The 25872-nt window shown below is 59.1% G+C and carries 20 protein-coding genes; 9 read left to right on the top strand and 11 right to left on the bottom strand.

Annotated features, from left to right (window positions below):
* Window positions 1–40 precede the first annotated feature (40 nt).
* Window positions 41–1687: an MFS transporter gene (locus J9314_RS16745; RefSeq protein ID WP_210603418.1), complete on the top strand. Its 1647-nt coding sequence runs from the start codon at window positions 41–43 to the stop codon at window positions 1685–1687.
* 96 nt (window positions 1688–1783) lie between these two features.
* Here the strand turns inward: J9314_RS16745 and J9314_RS16740 are convergent, their stop codons facing one another.
* From J9314_RS16740 to fdxA, 7 genes are all read right to left on the bottom strand, one after another.
* Window positions 1784–2347 carry a dihydrofolate reductase family protein gene (locus J9314_RS16740; RefSeq protein WP_210603417.1) on the bottom strand — a complete coding sequence of 188 codons (564 nt, stop codon included), beginning with the start codon at window positions 2345–2347 and terminating at the stop codon, window positions 1784–1786.
* A gap of 864 nt (window positions 2348–3211) precedes the next feature.
* Window positions 3212–4606 (bottom strand): TniQ family protein, encoded by a 1395-nt coding sequence (locus J9314_RS19485; protein WP_210603416.1) that lies wholly within the window; start codon window positions 4604–4606, stop codon window positions 3212–3214.
* A 301-nt stretch (window positions 4607–4907) separates the two neighbouring features.
* Window positions 4908–5588, bottom strand: coding sequence for a TniB family NTP-binding protein (locus tag J9314_RS19260; protein ID WP_246490466.1), 681 nt, complete (start codon window positions 5586–5588; stop codon window positions 4908–4910).
* Window positions 5589–5638: 50 nt separating this feature from the next.
* Window positions 5639–7693, bottom strand: a complete 2055-nt coding sequence (locus tag J9314_RS16725) for a helix-turn-helix domain-containing protein (RefSeq protein ID WP_210603415.1) — start codon at window positions 7691–7693, stop codon at window positions 5639–5641.
* A 22-nt stretch (window positions 7694–7715) separates the two neighbouring features.
* Window positions 7716–8375, bottom strand: a complete 660-nt coding sequence (locus tag J9314_RS16720) for a TnsA-like heteromeric transposase endonuclease subunit (RefSeq protein ID WP_210603414.1) — start codon at window positions 8373–8375, stop codon at window positions 7716–7718.
* A 345-nt stretch (window positions 8376–8720) separates the two neighbouring features.
* Complete coding sequence (locus J9314_RS16715; RefSeq protein WP_210603413.1) at window positions 8721–9710, bottom strand: arsenic resistance protein; 990 nt, start codon at window positions 9708–9710, stop codon at window positions 8721–8723.
* A gap of 75 nt (window positions 9711–9785) precedes the next feature.
* Window positions 9786–10112: a ferredoxin gene (gene fdxA / locus J9314_RS16710; RefSeq protein WP_210603412.1), complete on the bottom strand. Its 327-nt coding sequence runs from the start codon at window positions 10110–10112 to the stop codon at window positions 9786–9788.
* Window positions 10113–10175: 63 nt separating this feature from the next.
* Between fdxA and J9314_RS16705 the strand changes: the two genes are divergently transcribed.
* From J9314_RS16705 to J9314_RS16690, 4 genes are read left to right on the top strand one after another with little or no spacing between them, the layout of a single operon-like run.
* Window positions 10176–10598 carry a MerR family transcriptional regulator gene (locus J9314_RS16705; RefSeq protein WP_210603411.1) on the top strand — a complete coding sequence of 141 codons (423 nt, stop codon included), beginning with the start codon at window positions 10176–10178 and terminating at the stop codon, window positions 10596–10598.
* Window positions 10599–10645: 47 nt separating this feature from the next.
* Complete coding sequence (gene cmtR, locus J9314_RS16700) at window positions 10646–11005, top strand: Cd(II)/Pb(II)-sensing metalloregulatory transcriptional regulator CmtR (protein WP_210603410.1); 360 nt, start codon at window positions 10646–10648, stop codon at window positions 11003–11005.
* On the top strand, window positions 11002–11703 hold the full coding sequence (locus tag J9314_RS16695) for a cation efflux transmembrane domain-containing protein (RefSeq protein WP_246490465.1): 702 nt from the start codon (window positions 11002–11004) through the stop codon (window positions 11701–11703). The genes cmtR and J9314_RS16695 overlap by 4 nt, the downstream gene beginning before the upstream one ends.
* 1 nt (window position 11704) lies before the next feature.
* Entirely contained in the window at window positions 11705–12013 is a 309-nt protein-coding gene (locus J9314_RS16690) for a hypothetical protein (protein WP_210603409.1), read from the top strand.
* 1136 nt (window positions 12014–13149) lie between these two features.
* Here J9314_RS16690 and J9314_RS16685 read toward each other — a convergent pair.
* The 4 genes from J9314_RS16685 to J9314_RS16670 form a co-directional block, all read right to left on the bottom strand.
* Window positions 13150–14565 (bottom strand): MFS transporter, encoded by a 1416-nt coding sequence (locus tag J9314_RS16685; RefSeq protein ID WP_210603408.1) that lies wholly within the window; start codon window positions 14563–14565, stop codon window positions 13150–13152.
* A 203-nt stretch (window positions 14566–14768) separates the two neighbouring features.
* Complete coding sequence (locus tag J9314_RS16680; RefSeq protein WP_210603407.1) at window positions 14769–15962, bottom strand: thiolase family protein; 1194 nt, start codon at window positions 15960–15962, stop codon at window positions 14769–14771.
* The gene (locus tag J9314_RS16675) at window positions 15962–16924 is read right to left on the bottom strand and encodes a cyclase family protein (protein ID WP_210603406.1); all 963 of its coding nucleotides are present in this window, start codon (window positions 16922–16924) and stop codon (window positions 15962–15964) included. The genes J9314_RS16680 and J9314_RS16675 overlap by 1 nt, the downstream gene beginning before the upstream one ends.
* On the bottom strand, window positions 16924–18936 hold the full coding sequence (locus J9314_RS16670; protein ID WP_210603405.1) for an acetoacetate--CoA ligase: 2013 nt from the start codon (window positions 18934–18936) through the stop codon (window positions 16924–16926). Before J9314_RS16670 ends, J9314_RS16675 begins: the two co-directional genes overlap by 1 nt.
* 218 nt (window positions 18937–19154) lie before the next feature.
* Here J9314_RS16670 and J9314_RS16665 point away from each other — a divergent pair, with 218 nt between their 5' ends.
* The 4 genes from J9314_RS16665 to J9314_RS16650 all read left to right on the top strand — a co-directional run bounded on the left by J9314_RS16665 (window position 19155) and on the right by J9314_RS16650 (window position 25652).
* Window positions 19155–20903 (top strand): helix-turn-helix domain-containing protein, encoded by a 1749-nt coding sequence (locus J9314_RS16665; RefSeq protein ID WP_210603404.1) that lies wholly within the window; start codon window positions 19155–19157, stop codon window positions 20901–20903.
* Between the two features lie 530 nt (window positions 20904–21433).
* A complete protein-coding gene (locus J9314_RS16660) occupies window positions 21434–23182 on the top strand; it encodes a CocE/NonD family hydrolase (protein ID WP_210603403.1) in 1749 nt (582 codons plus the stop codon).
* A complete protein-coding gene (locus J9314_RS16655; RefSeq protein ID WP_210603402.1) occupies window positions 23145–24491 on the top strand; it encodes an MFS transporter in 1347 nt (448 codons plus the stop codon). Before J9314_RS16660 ends, J9314_RS16655 begins: the two co-directional genes overlap by 38 nt.
* A 48-nt stretch (window positions 24492–24539) precedes the next feature.
* Window positions 24540–25652 (top strand): zinc-binding dehydrogenase, encoded by a 1113-nt coding sequence (locus tag J9314_RS16650; RefSeq protein WP_210603401.1) that lies wholly within the window; start codon window positions 24540–24542, stop codon window positions 25650–25652.
* Window positions 25653–25872: the final 220 nt, after the last annotated feature.

Raw genomic sequence — 25872 nt, 5'->3', positions numbered from 1 at the left:
TCTAACTGATGTAGAACGAATAGACCGTTAGGAGAGTGTAATGCAAGCCGTTCGCAATGAGGCTTCGGTGCCTACGAGTTCTTCCTGGATTCCGGTCGTGCTGCTGATGGTGGGAGCACTCGGCGTCTCTGCCGGCTACGGCATGTTGTTGTTGCTACCGCTATATGTCCGACAACTCGGCGGGGATGAGGGCAATTTTGGGCTGATTCTGTCCTCTGCGGTAATCCCCGCGCTGGTCTGCCTCTTAGCATTGACCCGATGGCCGCAGGCGCTACGCCCAGTATGGGTCCTCGCGTTAGCCGCTGGTTTCGTTGCCATAGCAGCAGGGATAGCCGCTCTAGTGACTGGCGGGTGGTTGCCGCTGATCGGCGTTGGAGTGACAGTGGGTACTGCTTGGGCGGTGATCTACACTGCAGCGCCAATGGTGATGAGCGCTATGGTCACTGATTCCGACCGATCCACCTTCTTTGGCTACTTGACCGGCAGTGAACAGCTTGGGATCGGCCTCGGGCCCGTGGTGGGAGCGGCATTGCTCAGCACTCCCTTGGGATTTCGTGGCACCTTCCTGGTTGCAGCAGTTGTCAGTCTTGCGGCGGTGGCGGCCATCGTTGGAGTAGCCGCGACCACTTCACGGACTCTCCCATCGTCTGTCGCCAACAGAGATGCGAGTCTGCCCTCTCTAGCGCAGGCGACCAGGACAATACTGCGCTCCGAGGCCGCCTCCTGGCTGATAGTGGTCGGGCTGTTCGCATGCCTCTTCACAGCGATGACCCAGTTCCAGACCCTCTTTGCTGCTGACCACAATCTCAGCTACCAAGTCTTCTACTTGACCTACAGTGCCGCAGTTATCCTCGTCAGATTCGTCATCGCCCGCCGCATGGCCGCCTACGACTCCAGGCTAGTCATTGCGGTCTCGGTCAGCGTTATGGCAATCACGGTGTCTGCATTTGCGGTCATCGGTTCCAATCAGGCCCTCTATGCGCTGACTTCGGCAGTGTTGGGGCTGAGCTATGGACTGGCTCTGCCCACGGCGCAAGCAGAGGTCGTCAACGTCTCCGAGGAGTCCGTCCGTGCCCGCGTGTTGCCGCTCGCTGGACTTATCTTCCAAGGCGCAACACTAGCCTTCCCTCTCGCTGTCGGCATGATCGTGGCCAACTACGGATATACACCGCTGTTTGCAGTGCTGGTGGTGTTTGGGACTGTCCAAGCCGCAATCAGCTGGATAGCGTTCGCGCGCCGACGTGCCGCCGGCCCCATGTCTGCGCGCAAGCCCGACATCGCACCGTCACTAGACAACTTTGCGACGATCAGCCGAATCGAGTCGTTGAATGTCGACTGCCAGAACCCGCAACTCCTAGCTCACTTCTGGCAACAGGTTCTCGGGTGGGAAGAGGTCGCTCGTGACTTCCAACGCACACCGCACGGAGCTGACGGTGTTCGCCTTGGTGGCGAAGGATTGCTGATCGACTTCAGGTGGACCGACGAGCCCGCCCCGTCCGGAAAAAACACGTGGCACCTCGACTTAGTTGCTGCGGAAGGTAGCCAGCAACAAGAACTCGACCGACTACTCGACCAGGGAGCACAGCAGATCGATATTGGGCAAGGATCAGCTGAATGGATGACTTGGCATGTCCTGGCGGATCCGGAAGGCAACGTCTTCTGCTTGGTACGCGGAAACGAACAGTAATCACACTCGGCGCTGCGCCCCACGATCGTGATCATACCGATGACAGGGCGACCGGTAGTGGGGTGATGCCAGTCACTTGCTGTCCTTCCCGAACGGTCACAGCGGGCGGTAGGTGGTGAGAACCACGCCAGACTGGAACGACTTGGTCTCCAACAGCTCCAGCCGGGAGATGACGTGGCCGTCGGGGAAGAGCCGTCGCCCATGTCCCTGAACGGCGGGATAGACGAAGAGGCGGTACTCGTCGACCAGGCCTGACGGGATGAGCGCGTGCACGAGGCTGATACTACCGGTGCACACGATGTCCTGCCCATCGGTCTCCTTCAGGCCCCGCACCTCTTCAATCGGGTCTCCGGTGAGCACTATGGAGCGTTCCCAGCCGGGGTCGCCCAGGGTGGAGCTCACGACGTACTTGGTAACTTTGTTCAGGGTCTCGGTGACTCCGGTGCGATCGTCGGTCTGCTGCGGCCAATAGCCGCGCATGTCTTCGAATGTTCGCCGGCCGAATAGTACGGCGTCGTTGGTGGCATCCTGCCGGGCCATCTCCTCGATCAGGTCGTCCTGGTCGTTCTCAGCTTCGGGTGAAAACCAGGGGCCGAGCATCTCGATCGACCCGTCTAGCGTGACGTTCTGAGTGACTATCAACTTCCGTCCGGTCGTCATTGTTTGTCCCCGTTCGCTCCGGTGTTGTGATCTCGCGGCATAATGTTCACTCTGTCCACAATGACGCTAGAGTGACTTCTGGGGTGGGGTCAAGAGGTTTGAGTGTGGAGGCGCATGTCGGCATCGCGGGGTAAGTATCACCACGGTGATCTGCGGTCCGCGCTGATCGCGACCGGTTTGGACCTCACTCGCACCGGGGGAGAATATTCCCGTTCAAGAACACAGTAATCGGGGAGCATTGACGTCGGTGACACTCTTCGGACCGAAGGCGACACCAAGTGCACGTGCCACCTTGGGCATGTATTCGAGGCCATCACGATGATCTGTTGGAATTCGCTCGTCATTGCCACGGGCGAAGGTGTGAGAGCAGACGGAAGCTGGCATTCTCGTCACTGTGCTGGTTGTACTTCCAGAAATTGGCGCATCGAAGACTCAGGAGTGGATCGTCGCTGTTGCCAGGTGCAAGAGCAAGTTGTGCCTCACGGCCGAGTCTCTCGGTCGATCGCTCGGCCCGCTGACAGTCCGCCGACCACGGGTGTACGCCACACATTCGTTCCCATTCACTTCATGGCGGCTTCTCGAGACCCGATCGTGTGCTGGCGAGGAGCTCTCTGACGTCGCCATCGTTGTACTCCCTCACTTCTGGGCGTTCGGGGACAATCGCTGGAAACCGACGGTTACCCCAGGCTTCTGGAGTGAACCGGGGACTACTCTGCGTAAACATCGCCCACAACCACAAGCGTTCGGCATCTGACCACTCAGACTCGGGAAACCGAGTGTCAAGATCAGCAATGGTGGCAAGCTCCTCTCGCCGCCGCCGATAGTCAATCGTTCCGGGCTCGTGAGTCAGCTGGGTAGCGGCAGTCACGATCGCTTGCCGCAGGGCCGGCCATCCGCATTGATCACTGAGTTTGGCCCAGTCGTGGGCGACTCGTGCAGCCTGAACCTTTGGTGCACCGAGGCGCTCGGCCGCTGACGCGGTGGTGATGTTACGGCCCACTGAGGCGATGGCGATGCTGAGAGCGAATCGGCCCGCTCGCTCGTGATTGATCCGATGCCAGGTAGGCCATTTTCCCAGTAGAGCTGTGGAATCGCCCCGAACGGTGCCGGCGGGAGACGCCAGTCCTCGCAGTACGTGGGCACCGGAGTGTGACGGTGGCGCAATGCATTCGGGATCCGCGGCCAGTCGGACCCAATGCGGAACGCCAGCTGCGTTCCCGGCGGAAGATGATCGCGCAGACTGTGCAAGCGGATGGCATGCAATACAGAGTGAATTGGGTGGTCACGCAATTTCTGGGTTGGTCCGATTGCTGCGAAGGGGCCACTTGCGTCGAGGAGGCGATAGTGATCGGCGAGGGCAGCGGCGGTGGTCAGGTCCGGGCTCGTGAGTACTTCATATGCGTGCTCGAGAGCTGTCGCTACTGCGTCTACCGTCCTTGGCTCTCGTTCCTTGATAGCAAGAGCATCAAGAGTCAATAGGACAAGACCGTCCCGGGCCTCTGGTTGTGTAGCAGGAAGTCCTGCAAGCACCCAGTCTTGGCCCGAATCTTCCTCGTCCTCGAGCAATAGTTCAGTGGCCGCCACAAGGCTCGGATCGGCTGTCGACGTTGGGGTTTGGGTGAGATCGGCACCGCAGGGTTTCCGCCGCTTACGGGGGCTAGTGTCTCTCGGGAGATTTTCGGTACAGCGAGAGTTCTCGCGTTCGTGCATCGCCCATGCCGGACCGGAAAAGGGGCGGCCACCGCACTGAGGACATACATCGACGAGCATCACAAGGTGGCGGGGGCACATAGTGACGAGGGGACTTCGCCACAGCCCGGACCATGTCCCGGTCTCAGCAAGACACGAAGGACAAAAACGGCTCCCAAATGAGGGCTTCGAAGAGAATGTCGATGCGTGATACCGCTGAGTCACGCTTGCGAGAAGATCTGAAATACGTGCCTGAGCAGTGTGAGCCTGAGCCCTGGTTTCGTTGGATACCCCGGTTCGAACACTCAATGGGGAACTGGGGCGCGCGAGTCGTTGCTCCACTCGCCACGGGGTGTAGGAACCCATTCGGAACCCGACTTCGCGAAACAAGGCTGCCGGTGAGACACCGAATCGGGAGGCTATGCGTGCCCACCAGCTCGAGAGGGTTTCATCGGGCTCAATGGGCAGTGCCAGTGGCCACGCGTCGAGGTCGTAGCCAGAGGTGATTCCTCGCAAGCGCGTCGATGCGCACTTGTCGTTAGGCTGTGCGGGCGCTGGTTTCGGCTGCATTGTCGATCGTGACCGCAGACAGAATCTCCGGGGTAATGGTTTCGACTCCGGTGGTGATCGCGAGGTAGCTAGCACGGTCGAGTAAGTTCGTCAGGGAACCAATGTGACCTTGTGTGCGACGATGGAGCTCCGCAGCCTGACGCACCAACATGCCAGGTTCTCCGTCGACGAGTAACAGGTGCTCTTCGAGCTTCGTCAGCAGGTGCGACCACGCGCGAGTTCCGGCATTGGTAGTGCGGTTAAACGGTGCGACCGGGACGCGGGTCGAACGGCGTGATGTTTGCGCATATGCGGCATCTTCTCATATTAATCCTTCGTCGAAGAATCGCTTCTCAGCCAAACGCACACCCACATAGACGAACGTCACCGGCATCTCGTTCGCCAGGCCTTTCAGATGGTTGCTGACCTCGCGTCCATGGCGATGTTTGAAATCGATGAAGTGCAGATCGTCGATGACAATGAGCTGGGTTTCACAAGAGCGCACGCAATCGACCGCCAGTGCGCCCAACCGTGCGGTCGTCGCGCGATTGGCGCCTGGATGACCGTAGAAGGCGAGGATTTTCTGGTTCAATCCCTTGAGCGTGACACCCGCATCCAACGGGATGAACGCCACCGGCAACCGCTGATGACCGGCACCAGTCTTGGCACCGAAACGACGCAAAGTCTTGCGATGGTATTCCCTTGCGAAACGAGTCGCGATTGTGGTCTTGCCCAGTGCCGGGGCGGCATCGATCACGATCGATCCCCGTAAACGATCTCCATCGCGTCTGTTCGAGGCCATCACCTGGTCCATTACCGAGAACGCGCTACTCAATTGGACGGTCTTGACTGCCGGAGGATTCGCGTTCCACACCAACCGTGCTTCGTCGTAATCTTCTCGTTCCTCATCGCTCAGCCGATTCAACTCCGTTCGCGACAACTGTTCCAACTCCGGACGTGGGGCAGATTGAGCGAACGCGTCCCAGCCCTGTTTGGTCGCCATGTTGAAACGCTGTGGCTGATGCTCCCGCAACCACCGGGCCCACCGATTCGTCATTCGTCGAACACCTCAAAACCGTCCTGGTCAGGATGCTCTTTGTAATAGCGGGCAAATACATCGTCGAGATCATCAACGAGGTCCAGCTCATTTGCTTTGCGGTTCTTTCGGGCTTCGAGCAGATCGATCACCGCCGGCACAGACGCCGTCTCGCGTGCTTCGTGATTGTCGTCTTCGGTTGTGGACACGCCATGACTGCGGGTAGTGCTGAGGCGTAGAGCCAGCGACTTATCCCGGCGCGCTGTCACAGTGCCTTCATTCCATGAGTTCAGCAGGTCTTGGACGGCTTGGGTTGGGTCCACATGGCGATTGGACCGTAGCGCCAACCACTTCGTGTACTTGGCCGCCTCCAGGGAAAACGGCTGGTCGAGCGCTGGTGCGTGCTCCCACTCCAACGGTTCAAACTCAAGAGTGTCTGGGTTCTGGAACCACACCCGTCGAACATCATGAGCATCAACGAACAACGGCCACTTCCCAGCATGAACCCCCTTGTACGGGGACTTGGAGTTTCGATGCATATTCAACGCGGCACCGTCGTACCGGCGTCCGTCGATCTCGACACCATAGTGCTGGATCGAACGCCACGCGACGTCAAGAAAACTAAACGCCAGGTCCGGCGAACTCGGTACCAACACTCCGCCAGCCTTCGCCAGACCAATTTCGAACATCTCCGCAGGCGAGAACTCCGCGTTTGGCACCTCCGGAACGCTTAACCCTCGGTGCTTGGTGTAATGGTGGACTTGGCCAACCCATTCGCGAATGATCTGTTCAAGCTCTGCTACATAGTAGAAGGCTTGATCCTCGATGTCCGCTCCACGGTTGTAGACGTCCGGGTCCTTGTAGCCGGGAAGATGCTGCAAGAGGCCCTCGCGCAATGTCTTGAAGAACCGCTCGACTGTTGGCTTATCGGTGGGTTTGTGAGGAATTGCCGGCTGAATCGTGATGCCCAGCCGCGCGCAGGCCGAGGTCACATGCGACGACAGGTAGACCTTGCCGTGATCGACAACGATCGCTTCCGGCAAGCACGCCGGCAACCCAGCGACTCGTTCTTGAGACACACCATCCGGCTCTTCGGTACCGACGAGCACATTGCGCGGGACTCCATGGAACGGCCACGCACCGTCATCATCACCGTTCGGTTGTGGAGTCACACATTGGTACAGCACATTCGCGACATCTGCTGCGGTCGTCGAGACAGGGGTCAATCGAAGACCCAGAATGCAACGAGTGAACAGGTCCTGAGCAACAGTCAGTTCGACAGGCACCCACCTCAAAGTGACCGGTTCCATCGCGAACACGTCTAGCGGCGTCGTATCCAGAACCACATACTCACCCGGCCGTGTCGCCCGTAACCTGCCATATGGGCCCCGGGGACGATCGGCAACTGACCGCCGCTGTTTACCACTTCCGAAAGCATGTCGACCCTTCGACAGCTCCTTCAGTCGACGATACGCACTAGACCGAGACGGAGTGCCCACCACTCCCGGCCCGTGCTGCTCGTCAACCCGTTGCTGGATCTTGTCTAAGACAACTCCCATCGTTGGAGTCGACCGCGATGTATATTCCGCCAAAACCTCGGCGCAGGCGGCATCCCACCGCGAATCGATACCCGTGGCGTAGCGTCCAGTCATTCGACTATCAGCAAGACCCGCCAAACCGCCGCTACGATAGCCGGTCATCCAACGCTCCAACGTGCGCGTCGACACCTGCGCCGAGACCGCAGCCTCTCGCAGTCGCTGCTTCAACGAGACATCACCGTCATACTCCAACAACGGGCGCACGACCTCAGCACGCTGATCCAACTTCGCCCGCTGAGCCGGACTCAAATCACTCAACACAACATTCGATGCAGGCTGAGACCCCTCATCTTCTGCAGCCTGAGTATCGTCACCGATGATTTTCGCGCCATCTAACAGCGACAGCGTCGCCACCGAACGGAACTTGTCGCCACGAGACAGTTGTGCGGCGGCCGCAGATATGGAAGCGATTTCCCACATTTCGCCTTCGAACCACACTTGTTTGCCCACCGAAAGTTCAACAACCGACGCCATCGGCGATCTCCTCAAATATTGCTCATACACGCTGGGATGTCCCCATCGCGGCATCGAGGCTTACCTCGTTTTCCCCTGACCACGCCCGAAAGCGGTCACCAAACGACATGCCGCCAGCTCCGTCGAATTCTCGTACATCCTGTGGCCCGAACATTTGGAGACGGCGACTTGATCCGAGAGCCTTGATGTTCGCCAAACGGCGGGGATCGTCACCGGACCACACTTCGTCTCGCCACCCTGCCGCTTCGCAAACCTGTCGTGTCCATGCGAATACAGTCGCGACTTTCGGCCGACTGACGAATTCGGCCGGTTTCACATCGACTACGGTCAATCGACCATCCGAGCCAGTCAGCAAGAAATCAGGTACGTGCCGACGAACCGCTTCACCGTCGCAGCCGCTCAACCACATCGGTTGGCCGGAGATCCAGACAACCCGAGGGTCGAAGTCCGCCACCCACAGTCGGTCAAGTTCCAACCGGCTCTCGTACGGTACGTGGCCGCCCGTAGTCGCAGACCAGAACAGACCCGGGTAGTGACGCTGACGTGCATAGGATCTGGGCGATCGGACCGGTAGACCCTTCGAAAGCCGGGTCTTATCTATAGCTCCCACAGTCGTCGTGACCGAGGAGCCCTCCTCGGTGCGATAGATCAATTCCGTCTCTAACAACGACTTCGTTGTCATGCCTCCAGCTTCCTCGCTCCGACACGAAATTGAGAACTCCGACACGCCACCGACACAAAATTGAGATTCCGACACGAAAACCGACAACCTACAAATTGGTGTAGGATCCCGCGGAACTTGACGTGCGTGCACCGGGCTCACCTGCGATGCGACACGAACATGAGACACCACCTGTCTCACTAACTTGTCAAGATCCTCACACGCTAGTGAGCGCCGCGACTACAACCAGCCCTGGCACCGCAACGATATTCAAGGACGCCCGCGACGCCATCAGGCGACTCGTACGCTTCCGAGCCGCCTCCATGACGTCGGTCCCCGGGGCCCATCGGGCAGCAGTAGCTCGTCTCACGCCCGAGCTTCGGCGGCCGACCCGCGAGCAGTCGGCACCAGTCGCGGCACGAGCCGGACGAAGACGACCATGGCGACGAGCTCGACGAGCGTCTGAGTAACCACGACCAGCGAGGCGAGGTCGAACGCCGCAGGCAGGGCGAGCACCAGCGGGAGCACGACGAGCGAGTTGCGCGTCGCCCCGCTGAACACGACCGCGCGCCTGCCGGGCACGTCGAGGCCCGCCACGCGCCCGGCAAGCGTCCCCACCGCGACCATCACCGCGGCGAAGAGGACGAAGACCGGCACCGCCAGCAGCAGCGAGCCGAGCCGGGCGCTGACGCCGGCGACCTGCGAGGCGACCACGACCGCCAGAGTGGCGACCATCAGCGGCACGATCGCGCCCATGACGACCTCCTCGGCCCTGCGCCCGACGCGCCAGCGGGCGGCGGCGAGCTGCGTGAGCGCAGCTGCGACCAGCGGCAGGGCGATGATGAGCACGAACGCCTCGACGAAGGGGCCGAACTCGACGGAGCCGACGAACTCTGCGCCGACGAAGAGCCACAGGTACAGGGGCAGCAGGAGCATCTGGGCGATCATCAGCAGCGGTGCCGCGGCCAGGAGCCGCTCCTCGTCGCCGCCGGCCAGCCCCGAGAACACGATGACGTAGTCGATACACGGGGTCAGCAGCACGAACAGCACCCCGATGAGCAGCGCCTGGTCCCCGGCGACGATCCGCGACAGCGGCCAGACGACCAGTGGCACCAGAACGAAGTTGACGAGGAGGATCGTCGACAGGAAGCGCCAGTCCCTGAACGCCCGCCCGATCCTGGCGAACGGGATGCCGAGGAACGTGGCGTAGAGCAGCAGCGCCAGCACCGGGTGGATCGCGAGCTCGGCCGGGTGGGCGACGGCGGGCCAGACCAGGCCGATCACGGCCCCGAGGGCCAGCCCCGCGACGTAGAGCGCGACCTGGTGCCGCTCCATCCATTCCACGCTCCCGCGCATGCGTCTCCCTCTGTTCGTTCTCGTGTCTCTGCGCCGGACGCGGTGACTGCGTCCAGCGATTTCGGCGACCTGCGATCAGCCGTGCTGGGCCTGCGGCGGCAGCGCGGCGACGAGCGGGTGGTCCTTGTCGATCACGCCCGTCTTCGCCGCCCCGCCCGGCGAGCCGACGCCGTCGAAGAACTCGACGTTCGCCGCGTAGTAGTCCGACCACTGGTCGGGCAGGTCGTCCTCGTAGTAGATCGCCTCGACCGGGCACACCGGCTCGCAGGCACCGCAGTCGACGCACTCGTCGGGGTGGATGTAGAGCATCCTCCTCCCCTCGTAGATGCAGTCGACCGGGCACTCGTCCACGCACGCGCGGTCCTTGACGTCCACGCAGGGCTGGGCGATCACGTAGGTCATGCCAGCAACGTTAGACCTTGAACCCGAGTTGAAGGTCAAGCCGGCGAGCCGTAGGGTCGGAGCATGAAGATCTCCGAGGTCTCCGAGCGCACCGGGGTGCCCGCGAGCACGCTGCGCTACTACGAGCGCCTCGGCATCCTCCAGACGGCCCGGAGCCCCAACGGCTACCGGGACTTCGACGACGGCCACCTCGAGCGGCTGGACTTCATCGCCGCGGCCAAGCGGCTCGGCCTCGAGCTTCCCGAGATCCGCCGGCTCCTCGAGCTCGCCGACGACGGGACCTGCACAGGGGTGAAGGCCGCCCTGCAGCCTCTCTTGGCCGAGCAGATCGCCGCCGTCGAGCGCCAGCTGCGGGTGCTCTCGCAGCTGCAGGCACAGCTCCGCGAGGCGCGGGACCACGTCGACGGCTGCCCCGACAGCGACGAGCCCTGCCGGTCGGAGTGCGCGTTCAGGGCCTTCGCCGGCGCAGCCGCTCCGGAGGACTGATCGCAGAGCTCTGGCCAATAGGTCAGCATCTGCTGTATGGTCAGTACATGCTGACCATTGCTTCGCGCGTCGACATCATGAACCGCCTCGGCCGGGCCATGGCCGATCCCACCCGCTCGCGCATCCTGCTGTCGCTGATCGAGCGACCCGGCTACCCGGCGGTGCTCGCCCGTGACCTCGGGCTGACGCGCACGAACGTGTCGAACCACCTGTCCTGCCTGAGGGGCTGCGGTATCGTCGTCGCTGAGCCGGAGGGCCGACAGACGCGCTACGAGATCGCCGACCCGCACATCGCGGCGGCGCTCACGGCGCTGGTGGACGTCACGCTGGCCGTCGACGAGAGCGCGCCGTGCCTGGACCCGGAGTGCTCGGTTCCTGGCTGCTGCGACGAAGGGGGTCGACAGTGACGGCGGTCCTGTCCGCGCCCGGCCGTGCGGCGGTCCTGCGGCGTCGGATCCGGGTCGTCGTTGCGATCACGATCGGCTGGAACGTCGTCGAGGCGGTCGTCGCTCTGCTGGCCGGCCGCGCGGCGTCCTCGGCGGCGCTGATCGGCTTCGGCCTCGACTCCGTCGTCGAGGTCCTCTCCGCCGCGGCGGTCGCCTGGCAGTTCGCCGCCCCCGACCCGGCAAAGCGCGAGAGGGTCGCCCTGCGGGTCATCGCGGTGTCGTTCTTCGGCCTGGCCACCTACGTCTCGGTCGACGCTGTGCTCTCCCTGCTCGGCGTCCGCGGGGCCGAGCACTCCCCCTTAGGCATCGCGATCGCCGCGCTGAGCCTGGTCGTCATGCCCTTCCTGTCCTGGTTCGAGCGCCGCACCGGCCGCGAGCTCGGCTCCGCGTCGGCCGTCGCCGACTCCAAGCAGACCCTGATCTGCACGTACCTGTCCGCGGCGCTGCTGGTCGGGCTGCTGCTCTACGCCCTGCTCGGCTGGGCGTGGGCCGACTCCGTCGCTGCGCTCGTCATCGCCGTCCTCGCCGTCCGAGAGGGCGTCGAGGCGTGGAGGGGCGACGCTTGCTGCGCCGCATCGATGGTGGCGCTGACCGGGGAGCGCGAGGCCGAGGGCTGCCGGGACGACTGCTGTGCTCCGGCACGGAGGGCGGGGTCGTGACGTGAACAGGACCGGACCGCTGGGAGACCTCCCGATCGCCTGCACGCTCACTCCCGGCGCGGGCAGGGAGCAGATCGAGCGCTGGCGCGCCTTCGACGGCGAACACGCCCTGGACGTCGAGCGCACGGAGACGTCGTTGGTCGTGCACTACTCGCGGACCGAGGACTCGGTCCGGCGGCTGCGCGAGCTCGTCGCGGTCGAGAGCTCCTGCTGCTCGTTCGTCGACTGGAGGGTCGAGGACGACCGTGAGCAGCTGCTCCTGGTCGTCACCGGCAGCGCCGAGCAGCTCGCCGCGCTCGACGTCGGATAGTCACTGGAGCCGACCCAGTGATCGCTTGGCGCTTCGCCCAGTCGATCTCGCGTTCAGACATCCAGGGCACGACCCAGGTGCTGTCTTCAGGCCGGGGCAACGAAGCTGCTCATCGCACCAGCCTCTTCGATCGCCAACTCGAAACCGAGTGCCGTTCACAGCACCCACAGCCGTCGCGACCGAGGTGCTCTCCTCTGTGAGGTACATCAGTTCCGTGTCCAAGAACCTCGTCGTTGTCATGCCTGTAGCTTCTTCGCTCCGACATGAAATTGAGAACTCCGACATGCCACCGACACGAAATTGAGATTCCGACACGAAAACCGAGAACCTACATTCCTCGCTCCGACATGAAATTGAGAACTCCGACACGCCACCGCCACGAAATTGAGATTCCGACACGAAAACCGAGAACCTACAAGACTGTAGGGTCCCACGCGATCTGTCAGTGCCGTACCGCTGTGACCTGGGGCGAAACTCGCGTGGAACGTAGCCTGAATCTCACTAAGTTGTCACAATCTTCAGCTTCTCCGCGGATCTGCAACACTCAGCACCCCGCTGACCAGCAACAACGCTGACGCGGGAGCTTCCACTGACACATCTCCGGCACGAAATCCGGGATCCTACAGAGCCGTGGTGGACGTGGACCGGCAAATACAGGTCTTTCCTACCCAGATCGGGGCAGTACTGTGATGGGGACACGTTCACAATGTGAGCGGACAGCCTTCTCATCAAGTCGCCGGAGTGGGCCAGGACGGTGCCGGCAGCCTCACCCTGGACGGACAGATTCCTAGCAGGCATCCCTCAAAGAAGGGGCTCAGCATATCTTGAGTCACGTCCGGAGTGAAGCGACCAACTCCTATCCTCGCCAGCCGGTCCCAGACCAGCCACTCCAAGACTCACAGCATGTCGCCTATATTGCCGGAGCCAGGTCAAGATAGCGCTGATCACGGCGTCAAACGCAGGTCGAGACCCCCACCTTGTTGTCCTTGCTTCTTGCTGGCCGCGATCAGGTCTTTTTCTTCGGAATGACCGCCGTGATCCCACGATGTCGCAGATACTCGGGATTGGCTCTCTACCTATAGGCTCAGTCAGCCAGCTCGAGAACGGCGTCAAGGAGAGTCTTCTCTTTGGTAAATCTACGGTAGCTCGTTCAAATGCCGGAGCCGGCGCTGTCCTTCGAGATCGATGTCGAGTTGCTGGATGGATTTATTGCGAGTCTCAATGCCGATAATGAGGAATGCCACTGCGGTCAGCGCGAACCAAGCAGCGAAGTAGAAGAATGCTGAACTGACGCTACCCTTCGATGCTTCAGGATTGAGCAGACTATCTGCTCCGAGAATGATCGCCAGCCCAAGTGGGCCAATCACTTTTCCGATTCCACCGACTCCATAAGCGAAGCCCATCCCGGTAGTTCGAAGGTGGCTCGGCCAGACCTCGCCCGAGTAAGGACCGACGATGGCGAATCCACCTTCGCCGAAAAAGTAGACCCCAATCATCATCAGGAAGAACACCGATAGTCCTGCAAAAGTGAAGTCAGAGGTGACAGCAGAAATGATCAGTGTGACCACGGTACCAATCGCTGCGACTCCGCCAGCGGCACGTCGTCCAATCCATTCCGACATGTAGGAAAACGCAAAGCGTCCAACCAGTGCTCCCAATGTTACGAACACCATGAAGAGGCCAGAGTGCGCGGAACTGATTCCAGCGATTAATACAAGCAGAGTTGGTGTCCACAATGAGAGACCATAGTAGCCGGTTTGCATCCCGATATTCGCAAGTACAGATGTCCAGAAGCTTCTTGGATACTTGATCAACTGACCAATGCCGACTTTTGCTTCCGAACCTTCCGGTGGCAAGTCGACCTCTGCGGGAATCTGGTCGATGGGTAAATGTAGGGCCCAGGCGACAGATCTTCGCGCACCCTCGATATCACCCTGGCGAACAAGGTATCGTGGCGATTCTGGTATCTCGGCTCGAAGCAGGAGCACGCTGAACCCGAGCACAGTGGCCACGATAAGGATTCCTCGCCAACCGATGGCATCCGACAGCAACCAAATCATGAGAGAGCCTAGGAGGAATCCAAACGGAACCGTGGAGGTCACGAGTCCGGTCACCTTCCCCCGCATTGCTTGAGGCATGTACTCCTGTACAAGTGGAAGGTCGACGACATACAAGCCACCTGCACCAAATCCGATTATTACGCGGAATGAGACCAGCCACGCCCAACCCAGCGTGGGATCGTCGGGCGTGAACACTAAAGCTAATGTGGCGAGTGAAAAGATGGTGATCGTCGTTAAGAACACTTTGCGCCTGCCTATACGGTCGGCAAGCCAGCCAAAGAACAGTGCACCTACGATCGCCCCCAAACCGGAGGAGAGCAGAATCCATGAGCTCTGAACAAAGGTGAGATGCCATGGCCCGGACACGAAAGTAAGGATGAATCCAATTAGGAAGTAGTCGAGGAACTCGAGGCAGACAGCCCATGCAGCGACTACTGCGATAAGCGTCTGACGGCGAGTCAACTTTGACTGCTCGTCAAGAAGCTTGAACATATTGTGCCTTTCTGAATAGCCCAGCAGATTGCAAGGCGCGATTCGTAAGCATCCGTACGATGCGCCCTATATTTCCGCGGATGTACGTTCAAGCGGTCTCTCGTCTGAGCCGCCAGAGAAGATCCAGCTCGCCGCTCTCAACCTTTCGAAATTCCTTCGGAGAATACCGTCGAGACGGGTCAAGTCATGGGCGTACGGACGGATTAGTTGAGGCGGCGCAGCAAAGCGGCGAGAGCTTGGCCTCCTCCGATACACATCGTTACGATGCCGAGCTCACCGTCCCGCCTGATCAGGTCTTTCATTACTCGCACAGCCAGGATTGCTCCGGTTGCCCCGACCGGGTGGCCGAGCGCGATCGCTCCGCCATATGGGTTCGTGCGATCTTCAGGAAGGCCCGCACCCCGGATTACAGCTACTGCCTGCGCGGCGAACGCCTCGTTTAGTTCGATCACGTCGACGTCGTTGGGCGCCGTTCCGGTTTGTGTGAAAAGCCGTTGCAGGGCCAACACAGGTGCGTATCCCATCAATTCTGGCTTGATCGCAGCAGTAGCCACTGCTTCCAGCGCGACCAGTCCTCGCTCGTGACCGCGTCGACGGGCAACTTCTTCGCGCGCCAAAACCACGGCGGCCGCTCCGTCGTTGATTCCGGAGGAGTTCCCGGCGGTCACTGTTCCCGATCGGTCGAATGATGGGCGCAGAGCTGCTAAAGACTCGACTGTGGTCTCCGGCCTCGGATGTTCGTCGAGAACAACAAGACTCGGCCTTCGACCCGCGGTTTGAACTGGCACGATTTCATCTGCGAATGCGGCTTGGGCGTCTGCTGTAGTCGCTCGACGTTGTGACTCGGCTGCGAATTGGTCCTGGGCTTCGCGAGACACATCGTATTTGGCCGCAACGTTCTCGGCCGTGACACCCATCGGAATGTCGCGGAACGGGTCAGTAAGCATCATCAGCGTGCCATCGTGGAGAGCCCGATCTCCGAGTTTGCGTCCGTCGCGAGCGTCGAAGTCATAGAACGGCATCCGAGACATCGATTCGTCGCCGCCGGCGACCGCGAAATCGATTTCGCCCTCGCGCAACTGCATGGCAGCCGACCAGACCGCTTGTAGCCCACTACCGCAGAGACGGTTGACGGTATAGCTAGGTACCTCGCTGGGGATGTCTGCAGCGAAAGCAACGCGTCGGGCATTGAATGCGTCCTTGCCCACTTGCCCGATACATCCCATTACGACCTCGCCGATCTGGTTCGGTGCAACGTCGGCACGGCTAAGCGCCGCTCTCGTGGCTGTGCCGCCAAGCTCGTGGGCGGGTACATCCTTGAGCGCGCCTAGAAAGCGGCCGACTGGAGTTCTGGCTCCATCAAGCAACACCACACGGTCTTTCCCTTGCGCATTCATTAGAAGATGGCCAAAGGGTTGACCGGCGAACCGACTGCGCCGGTGATTGGCAATGGAGGTGCAACAAGCAAGAATTCATACCGGCTCTCTGCGGCGCAAGTCTCGGAAAGAGCTTCGAGATCGAAGATCTCTCCAATGTGGATGCCAGCGTTGACAAGCAGGATCAGGTGTAGCGGCTGGTAAACACCGTCGACATCGTTGGGTTGAACCTCAGCGCCCCAGGTATCCGTGCAGAAAGCTGAGATCTCCTTGTCGAATATCCAGTGCGCGCTATCGATGCCGAGGCCGGGCGCATCGCCCGCTTCATATGTTCCCCAGGTGCCCTCAGCTCGGACCTGGGCAATCTGCCCGGTACGGATTAGGACGATGTCGCCCCGGCCGACCTCGACGCTTTGTGCCTCTGCTGCACCAGCAAGATCCGCACTCGAAATCGATTGGCCCGGTTGCATCCATTCGACGCCGTAGTATTTGGGCATATCCAGCAGCACTCCACGGCCCGTGATTCCGTCGGCGACCTTCTCGATGCTGTTGCGTGTAGCGCCATTACTTGTGACGTGTTCGACGCCGTGACCTCCATACATGCGACCCTTGTGGAAAACATGGGCAAGGGCGTCCCACTGAGTTCCGCACTGCAGCGGCATTGTGATGGTGTCGTCGGTGAATCGGAGCTCCTTAATGTGGTCTTGGGCGCCGATAGCAATGTCGCCACCATCCTGTACCATTGTGTGGATCGGGTTATGCCGTCCGCCGAAACGACCGGACTGTGGACCGTTTTCATCAAACGGAAGTGCACACGACACGACTTTTCCGGTTCGGATGAGCTCCCCTGCCCGAACGAGGGTATCGGGCGTTATGAAGTTGAGTGATCCGTGCTCATCCTCGGAGCCCCACTGGCCCCATCGGCGGTAACGTTGGCAGAGCTCTTCGACGTACTGACGTGTGTTGTTCTGAAGCGTAGTCATTACTGTCCTTTCTTGGACGGGTTTGTTGTTGCGGCTAGTTGATCTCGGATGGTGATGTACTCATCGATAGCTTCGGGGTTTTGAAGAGCACTTCGGCTCACCGCATTCTCTGGCGACGCACCCAAGAGAATGCGCTTAACTGGCACCTCGCATTTCTTGCCGTTGAGAGTTCGGGGTATTTGTGTGACGCTGATGAACCGATCGGGCACATGCCGTGGTGACAGTTCTTTGCGGAGAGCCGAGCGAATTTCGGTGAATATCGCTTTCTCATCGACGCCGTCGGCCAAAACGGCGAAGCACATGAGTGGTGCCTCAGTGACGTCGTCCGGGGTTGAGATATCGATGACTAAAGAGTCATGGACATCGGGGAAGGTTTCGATTACAGAATAGAACTCCGCGGTTCCCATGCGAATGCCGCCACGATTTAACGTCGAGTCGCTGCGTCCGTAAATTATGTAGGAGCCTCGCGATGTCTTCTTTACCCAGTCGCCGTGGCGCCAAATTCCAGGAAAGTCTTCGAAGTACGCGGCTCTTCGTCGTGCGTCTCCCTCGTCGCCCCAAAACGATACCGGCATTGACGGCATCGGCTTGGTGACGACCAGTTCGCCCACCTCGTCAACTACAGCCTGCCCGGCGTCGTTGAAGGCCTCGACCGCCACTCCGAGCGATGCGCAAGAGATCTCTCCCCTCCAAACTGGCACGCTCGGAGCTGACATCACGAACGGCGTACATACGTCGGTCCCTCCGGAGTTGGCGTTGATTTGAATGTCTCTACCCACGTGACCAGCCACCCATTCGAAACCCTCTGGCGATAGCGGCGAACCAGTCACGCCAAGAGCGCGTATGGCACGGAGATCGTGATGCTTGCGCGGAGAGTCCCCCGCACGCATCGCGGCATGAATGAAGGCAGCGGACACGCCGAATACTTCGATTCCGTACTCATCTGCCATGGTCCAGAGCCGGTCGCGTGAGGGATACGTCGGACTTCCGTCGTAGCACACGATCGTTGCTCCCACGAGGAGCCCACCCAATAGGAAGTTCCACATCATCCATCCGGTAGTCGTGAACCAGAAGAAGCGAACACCCGCGCGTATATCGTTCATGAGGAGATGCGTTTTGAGATGTTCCAAGACGATCCCGCCGTGGCTATGCACGATCCCTTTCGGCAGCCCGGTGGTGCCGGAAGAGTACAGGACCCAGAGCGGATGATCGAACGGCACTGCCTCAAACGCAATCGGTTCGATTCGCCCTGTCAATTCATCCCAACTGACCGTGCCTACCGCCACGGCATCAGGGTCGATATACGGCACAAGTACCGTTGACAGCAAAGACGGAAGTTGGGCGCGAAGCGTCTCAATGCGATCAGCCAGCGAGAAGGTCTTTCCATTGTATTTGTAGCCGTCGACCACAAGTAGCACTGTCGGGGAGAGTTGCCGGAAACGATCTTCTACTGCCCGAGCGCCGAAGTCAGGCGAGCAACAAGACCAAACCGCGCCCAAGCTCGCAGTGGCGAGGAAGGCAACGACGGTCTCCACGGAGTTCGGGGCAAGGGCCGCAACACAGTCACCCTTTCTGACCCCAAGGTCTTTGAGTCCGGTGCGAGCCGCAGCGACGCGTACCCGCAACTCTCCGTAGGTGATGGATTCTTGTTTGCCGTCTTCGCGTTCAAACAGAATGGCGACGGCATCGTCCTCGTGGCCCGGGCGGGCGGTTAGCACATGCTCCGCGTAATTCAGGGTGGCGCCCGGGAACCATGAGGTGCGGGTCATGTCGTCGAGCCCCTTTACGCTCGTGCGCGCGGACTGCTGAAACCGTACCCCACTGAAGCGTGCCACGGCCTCCCAGAATAGGCTGGGGTCAGAGATGGACCATGCATGTACCTCCGCATAGTCCATAACATCCAAGTCCAAGCAGTAATCCCTGTTCACGAGGTCAACGAACTCAGCCAATGCGGTCCTTTTGACCCTAGTTCTGTCGGGGGCCCATAGCGGATCAGCAACGTCACTCGACACATTTCCTCCAGTTCCAGGTCTGCAACCAATTGGTCGCTTAACAACATGAGTCTGCAGTATCGAGGGGAAGCGAAACTAGGTGGAAGCACACATAGTCATCCTTAAAATAATGTGTTGATGTACATTGGGCGACATAGCCATAGAAAATTTGCTGTCGTAACTTGAGCAACTACGGGTCCTGAGACAGACCTCAGATCTATCGCAAAGGAGCAGTATCGATGAACATGAGTGTTCCGGTGCTTCGCACCTGGATGAAAGCCGTCTCGGAAATTTCGCGAGCGGTTAATGTTGCGGACCCACTGGACGTAGTCCTCACGCGTATTGCAGACCGAGCTCGCGAGCTCATTGGGTTCGACTTCTGCGCAGTGATGCTCTCGGACAGCTCTGACGCGCAGCTCGAGATCGTTGGTTGGTCTGGACTGACTCAGGACTACGTGGGTGAATTCCGCAACAAAGGCTCGTTGCAAATAGGGCCGATCTCACCGGAAGCGGACTCGCCCGCGGCAAGCGCATTCCGGAGTAATCGAACCGTGACTATCTCAGACGTGCGACAGAATGTCCCTCTCTACGGGCGACTCATGGTCTCATCGTTGATGGGGTACAACAGCCTGGTGGCGTCACCCCTGCGAGGAGAACGCAAACCGATCGGAGTGCTGGTTGGGTATTCTCTTCCTGCGCGGCTCTACGGGGCCGCTGACATTGAGCTGACCGAACTACTGGCTGAGCAGACCGTCTCGGCGATTCACACCGCTCGGCTCCGAGCACGCCGCGAGTGGGCAGAGCAAGAACACCGCCGACTCATGCAGTTGGTACTGGACGAAGTTGGGCTCGACGATCTGGTCCAAAGTTTGGGGAATGTGCTCAACGCCTCCGTGGCGGTGATAGAGAATGACGGGAAAGTACTCGCTGCGACCGGCAACGCTGACTTCACTTCTATCTCGAAGACGCGACGAAAGCTCAATGTGCGGCCCAACGGAGAACTGACTTTGATCACTCGGCAGGTGGGCAGCGATGGCAGAGACGCGTGGGTCGCACCTGTTGTTATTGCCGGAGAGGTTGCTGCTCGACTATGGGTGATCGGCAATGATGCCGTCCCTGACACGACCTGTCGTCGCCTGGTTGAACAGTTCGCGCTTGTCGTAGGCATCGATATTATGTCAACTCGGCATGCTCTCGAGATCGAGGAACGTCTCTCGGGCGACCTCCTCGCTGATGTCCTCCAGGAACAAAATACTTCACTGCCGCAGGTGCTTTTGGAACGGGGCGAGGCACTGGGATTCGACCTCAACGCGGCCAGTCATGTCATACTCGTGCGCGGTCACACCATAGTCGAACGATTGCCCGACGTTGCTCGCCGAATTCGTAGGCTCACCCATGTCAATGCCCTAGCAACTTCATACCGTGACGACGTTGTTTTTCTTATGTCGGAAACGCATGGCTCCGGGCAAGGACTCAACCGTGCACTAAGTGAACTCAGCGGCACGTTGGCGCTTCCATTAACCGTTGTGATCAGTCCGCCGATTCACCATTCCAGTGAGATCCGCTCAGCGTATCTAGCCGCAGTCGGCGCCGCTCGACTCCGGGCGAGCGGCGGTGCCACAGGTATCGTCGACCTGAGAGACTTTTCGGTTCTTTCACTCCTAGCCATGGCGGATTCTCCAACTGCATATCACCGTCGACTAGCTAACCAGTTGATCGCACCAATCGCAGAGCAAGATGATCGTCGTAGTACCGACTTGGTGCCCACGTTGCGTACGTGGCTGGCCTCTGGGTTCTCGGTGAGCCGGACTGCTGGAACTCTAACTGTCCATGTCAATACGGTGAGTCAGAGGCTGAACCGCATTGAGAGTCTGATCCGGCGAGATCTGAAGCCTGCTGCCACACGGCTCGACCTTCAGCTGGCCCTCCATGTGTGGGACATTGTGCAAACTGATATTCCGTCTGACTGCGCCAGTTCACGTCGATGAGGGGTTGAAGACCACCACGGTGCCCTCGAAACCCAAAGAGAAATCCGAAACATGAGTGGTCGTGTACCTCGAGCTCAAGGGCTTGTCAGGGGAACCGCGGAGACGCAGACTAGCGGGCGCTCCCACGTCAGCGCGGACTTTGATGCATCGTTCCTTCTGTCTGCGCCAGAATCCTTACCCACAGACCTTGCGCTCTGGGGGATGTGCATTATCATGACTAATGAACAGTTCTTCATTAATGATCTGTGAACTTTGATCGGATCGACGATGGAGTCGAATGATGCACTACCTACCCTCGGCTGCACCCACCTTTGCGCCAAGGAAACCAAATATATGTCGGAGACATTGGGATGGCCGTCAGAGAACCGTGCGTGGATGCAAACTCAGGTGGCGCCAGATTCGGTTGCATAGTCCAGACCGCTAGCACCAAAGGTCGAGTCTGCGGTGTTTTGTCTGTCTGGTAGATCGCATTGACTCGATAACTGTGTGAATTCGAACAATCGGATCTGTCATGCCACAAGGAGAAAAAAATGATTCATATCGAACGTGATGTACCGATAAAAATGGACGACGGCATCGTGCTTCGGGCCGACGTGTTTCGCCCCGATGGGACCACCCCCGTACCCGCGATTCTCACCCTTGGCCCCTACGGCAAAGGAGTGCCTTTTCAGACCGGCTACAAGGAACAGTGGGAGTGGCTCGATAGGACACATCCCAACCTGCTGGACGGATCCACGAGATCGTACTTGACTTGGGAGACCGTGGACCCTGAGATTTGGGTACCTTGGGGCTACGCCGTCGTGCGCGTTGACTCCCGAGGGGCAGGTCGTAGCCCTGGATACCTCGACATCTATTCGCCGCGAGAAGTGCGCGATCTCCACGACGCTATCGAATGGGCGGGAACAAGAAAGTGGTGCAACGGCAAGGTCGGGTTGAATGGAATTTCATACTTTGCAGTCAATCAGTGGCTTGTCGCCAGTCTTCAGCCGCCCCACCTCGCTGCGATGATTCCCTGGGAAGGTGCGGCAGACCTCTATCGCGACAAGTATCGTCATGGGGGCATTCTCAGTAACGCCTTTTTGACTAGTTGGTTTCCCCGTCAAGTACTCTGCGTCCAGCACGGAAACCCGCAAGCTCCGCTTGACCCATGGACAGGTAAATCAGTGACTGGGCCAGAAAAGCTGAGCGAGGACGAACTTGCAGCTAATCATTCTGATCCTTTGCAAGATGCGCTTGCCCGACCTCTTTACGATCAGTATTTCCGTGCTCGTAGTGCAGACTGGTCGAAGGTCACAACACCATTCCTTAGTGCCGCTAGTCTCGCGGGGTACGGTCTCCATCCGCGTGGAAACTTCGAAGCGTTCACTCAGGCGTCCTCGCAACACAAATGGCTAGAGACTCACCCCGGGCGTCACGAAGAATGGTTCTATCTCGAAGAGGGAATGGCGCTACAGAAGAAATTCCTCGATCACTTCCTAAAGGGCGAAGATAATGGGTGGGACACGCAACCGCCAGTAATGCTGCGGCTACGTCGCCCGTTTAGCTCCGACACGATCATTCGGCATGAAGACGAATGGCCCCTCGCTCGCACCGAATGGACATCTCTTTACCTCGGAGCTGGTCACGAACTCGGTCTCGAGCCATCGGACGGTGAGATCTCTATCGATGCACTTGGAGATCCCGTCGCCTTCTATACGACGCCGCTACAGGAAGAGATCGAACTTACTGGCCCACTGGCGGCTACACTCTATATCTCGTCCTCCACTTCGGACGCTGACCTCTTCTGTACGCTACAGGCGTTCGACCCAGACGGCCGGGAAGTCCACTTTCCTGGCACTATCGATCCCGCTACACCGCTTGCCCAAGGATGGTTGCGCGCATCCCATCGGAAGCTCGACCCTAAAAAAACGCTTCCCTATCGTCCATACCACTCCCACGACGAAATTCAGCCGCTAGAGCCAGGACAGGTTTACGAGTTGCAAATTGAAATTTGGCCAACCTGCGTCATCCTTCCTGCGGGGTATTCCATAGCTTTGCATATTAGCGGCCATGATTTCGAACGTCGCGGAATAGAGGACGACCGCGAGGTGGTATGGACAGCTCGTGGCTCCGGGCCGTTCTTGCACACCCACCCTAAAGACCGTCCAACGGATACTTTCGGCGGTCGTACCACTGTCCACACCGGGTGGGATACTCCCTCTCGGTTGCTCCTTCCCGTAATCCCTCGAAAGGAATGGGTCAATGACGACCACTTTGAAAATCAGTCCAATTATCGGTAACTCACAGGCACGGCGGGCTGCCGCCGCCAGCTTCTTCGGAAGCATGCTCGAGTTCTATGAGTTCTTTATTTATGCTACTGCTGCCTCCCTCGTCTTCGGACATATAATGTTTCCCGAAGAGAGTGACGTCGGCGCTCTGCTATCCCTTGCAACATTTGGTGTCGCCTACATTGCTCGACCACTCGGCGCACTGATATTCGGGCACATCGGGGATACTATCGGACGCCGCGCAACTCTCATTATCTCACTGATCATGATGGGCACTGCCACCGTTCTGATCGGATTTCTTCCGACCTATCACCAGATCGGCATTGCAGCGCCAATCGTCTTAGTAGTGCTACGCATCCTGCAGGGCATATCAGCAGCTGGTGAGTCAGCAGGATCGGCATCCTTAACCATCGAACAGGCTCCCGAAGGCAGACGCGGCCTATTTGGCAGCAGCGTCACAAGCGGTGTGGCCGTCGGATTCGTCCTTGCCAGCCTCGTCTTCCTGCCGATCATGGCGCTGCCAGAGGAAGATTTGCTTGCGTGGGGCTGGCGGATTCCGTTCTGGCTCAGTTCAATCATTCTAATAGTCGCATATTTCATCCGACGTCGAATCGAAGAACCTGAAGTTTTTGCAGAAAGCCGTCGAACCGGACACACCTCCAAGATGCCGATCGTGGCCGTAGTCCGGGACTGGTGGCGAGATCTCTTACGCGTCACAGGGGCCTGTCTTTTCCTCGCCGTCCAAGCGCTCATGACTGTGTTTGCGCTCGGCTATGTCCCCGCGACTACCACAATCACGAGTTCCGATATGCTCTGGGTCTGGATTATCGCTAATGCCGTGTCGGCAGTCCTCATGCCGGTTGCAGGTATGCTGTCCGACCGGTACGGGCGCAAACCTATATTCATCACCGGATGCATAAGCTTAGCGGTGTCGGTCTTCGTATTCTTCAACGCAGTCGGAACTGGAAGTTTGTTGTTAGTCGGGCTCGCAGGGGTTCTGACAATGGGCGTGTGTTATAGCTTTGCGAACGGCGTTTACCCCGCGTTCTTTCCTGAAATGTTCAACGTCAGAGTCCGCTACAGCGGATATGCGATCAGCCTCCAACTCGGCCTCATCGTGACAGGATTCACTCCGACTGCTGCGCAGTCATTAGTCGGTGTTGGTGTCGGCCCCGCATGGTTCCTCCCAGCCACTCTCGGAGCCGCGCTTGCCCTCGTTGCCGCTGCGACGGCATGGACAGCAAAAGAAACGGCCCACCTCCCACTCCATGAACTGGGTACAGATCGAAACTTACGCCTCGGAAAACGCCGAATCTCGTGAAGCACAGATTGCTATGAACCGAAATATATTGCTAAGCAAGGAGAGCATATGAAGATTCGCGGTGCAGTTCTAGAAGAAAGCGGACGAACTAGACCATACAAGGAATCCCGCCCGCTTACGATCTCAGAACTAGAACTTGATTCTCCAGAATCCAACGAACTCGTCGTGCAGATTGAAATCGCCGGGATTTGTCATTCAGATCTTTCGGTAGTCAACGGGGATAGGCCTAGACCTCTTCCGATGCTACTTGGCCACGAAGCTTCGGGTCGTGTCATTGACGTTGGAGAGGGGATCAATGACGTATCTATCGGCCAGCGTGTCGTTATGACGTTCCTTCCTCGTTGTGGGACTTGCGTGCAATGCGGTACTAATGGTCGCTTGCCATGTGAGAGGGGCACTGTCGCCAACAATGAGGGTCGACTGATGGGCGGGCGGCGGCTGCATAGAGACGGATCCCTCGTACAGCACCATCTCGGGGTATCCGCATTCGCAACCCACGCTCTCGTAGATCGTCGCTCTGTGGTTCCAGTCAGTGATGATATCCCACCGGAAGTGGCCGCAATGCTCGGCTGTGCCATCCTTACTGGCGGCGGTGCCCTACTAAATGCTGCACGCCCAGAGAAGGGCAACTCTGTCGCTATCGTAGGTTTGGGTGGCGTCGGAATGGTTGCGCTTCTCGTCGCCCAGGCACTCGGCACAGGCTCTGTAGTCGGAATAGATTCCCAACCAGACAAGCTGAACAGCGCGCTCAGTCTAGGAGCACACCGAGCCTACACACCCGAGGAAGCATTGGACGCCGAGGTAAAAGCTGATGTCGTCATCGAGGCCGCCGGCCACCCGAGGGCTTTCGAAACCGCCGTGCAATTGACAGCACCTGGCGGTTCTATGACCACGGTCGGGCTTCCTTCACCTTCCGCGAAGTCAACTATTCATCCTCTCGGACTGACTACCGAAGCACGCGTCATCCAAGGAAGCTACCTTGGATCGGCTGTCCCGGACCGCGACGTCCCTCTCTTCGCTCAAATGTGGCGCGAGGGCAGGCTACCTGTGGAAAGACTTATTTCCTCAACTCTCCATCTCGAACAGATCAATGAGGCTATGGATGTGCTTGCCGAAGGGCAAGCGATACGACAGCTTATACGGTTCGAATCCGAATCATGACCCGAAGCGTATTCTTTAGGGGTGAGCCAAGTGGATTGTCGTGCATGATTCGAAGACAATTCCAGGGACTACACCGTTGCGGCGTCTCACACGGTATCGGATCAACGTGGAAGATCCTTCGATGTGCCGAATGGCGGCATGGCTAGGGCAAGTGAGGCTGGCGGTAGTCACCTTCACGAAGCTTCATCGACATAGCAAGAGGCCGACGTCTAATATCGTT

This window comes from Brevibacterium oceani, assembly GCF_017948325.1.
Classification (GTDB): domain Bacteria; phylum Actinomycetota; class Actinomycetes; order Actinomycetales; family Brevibacteriaceae; genus Brevibacterium; species Brevibacterium oceani.
Note: the sequence above shows the minus strand (reverse complement) of the source record. Positions and strands in the feature narration are given on the sequence as shown.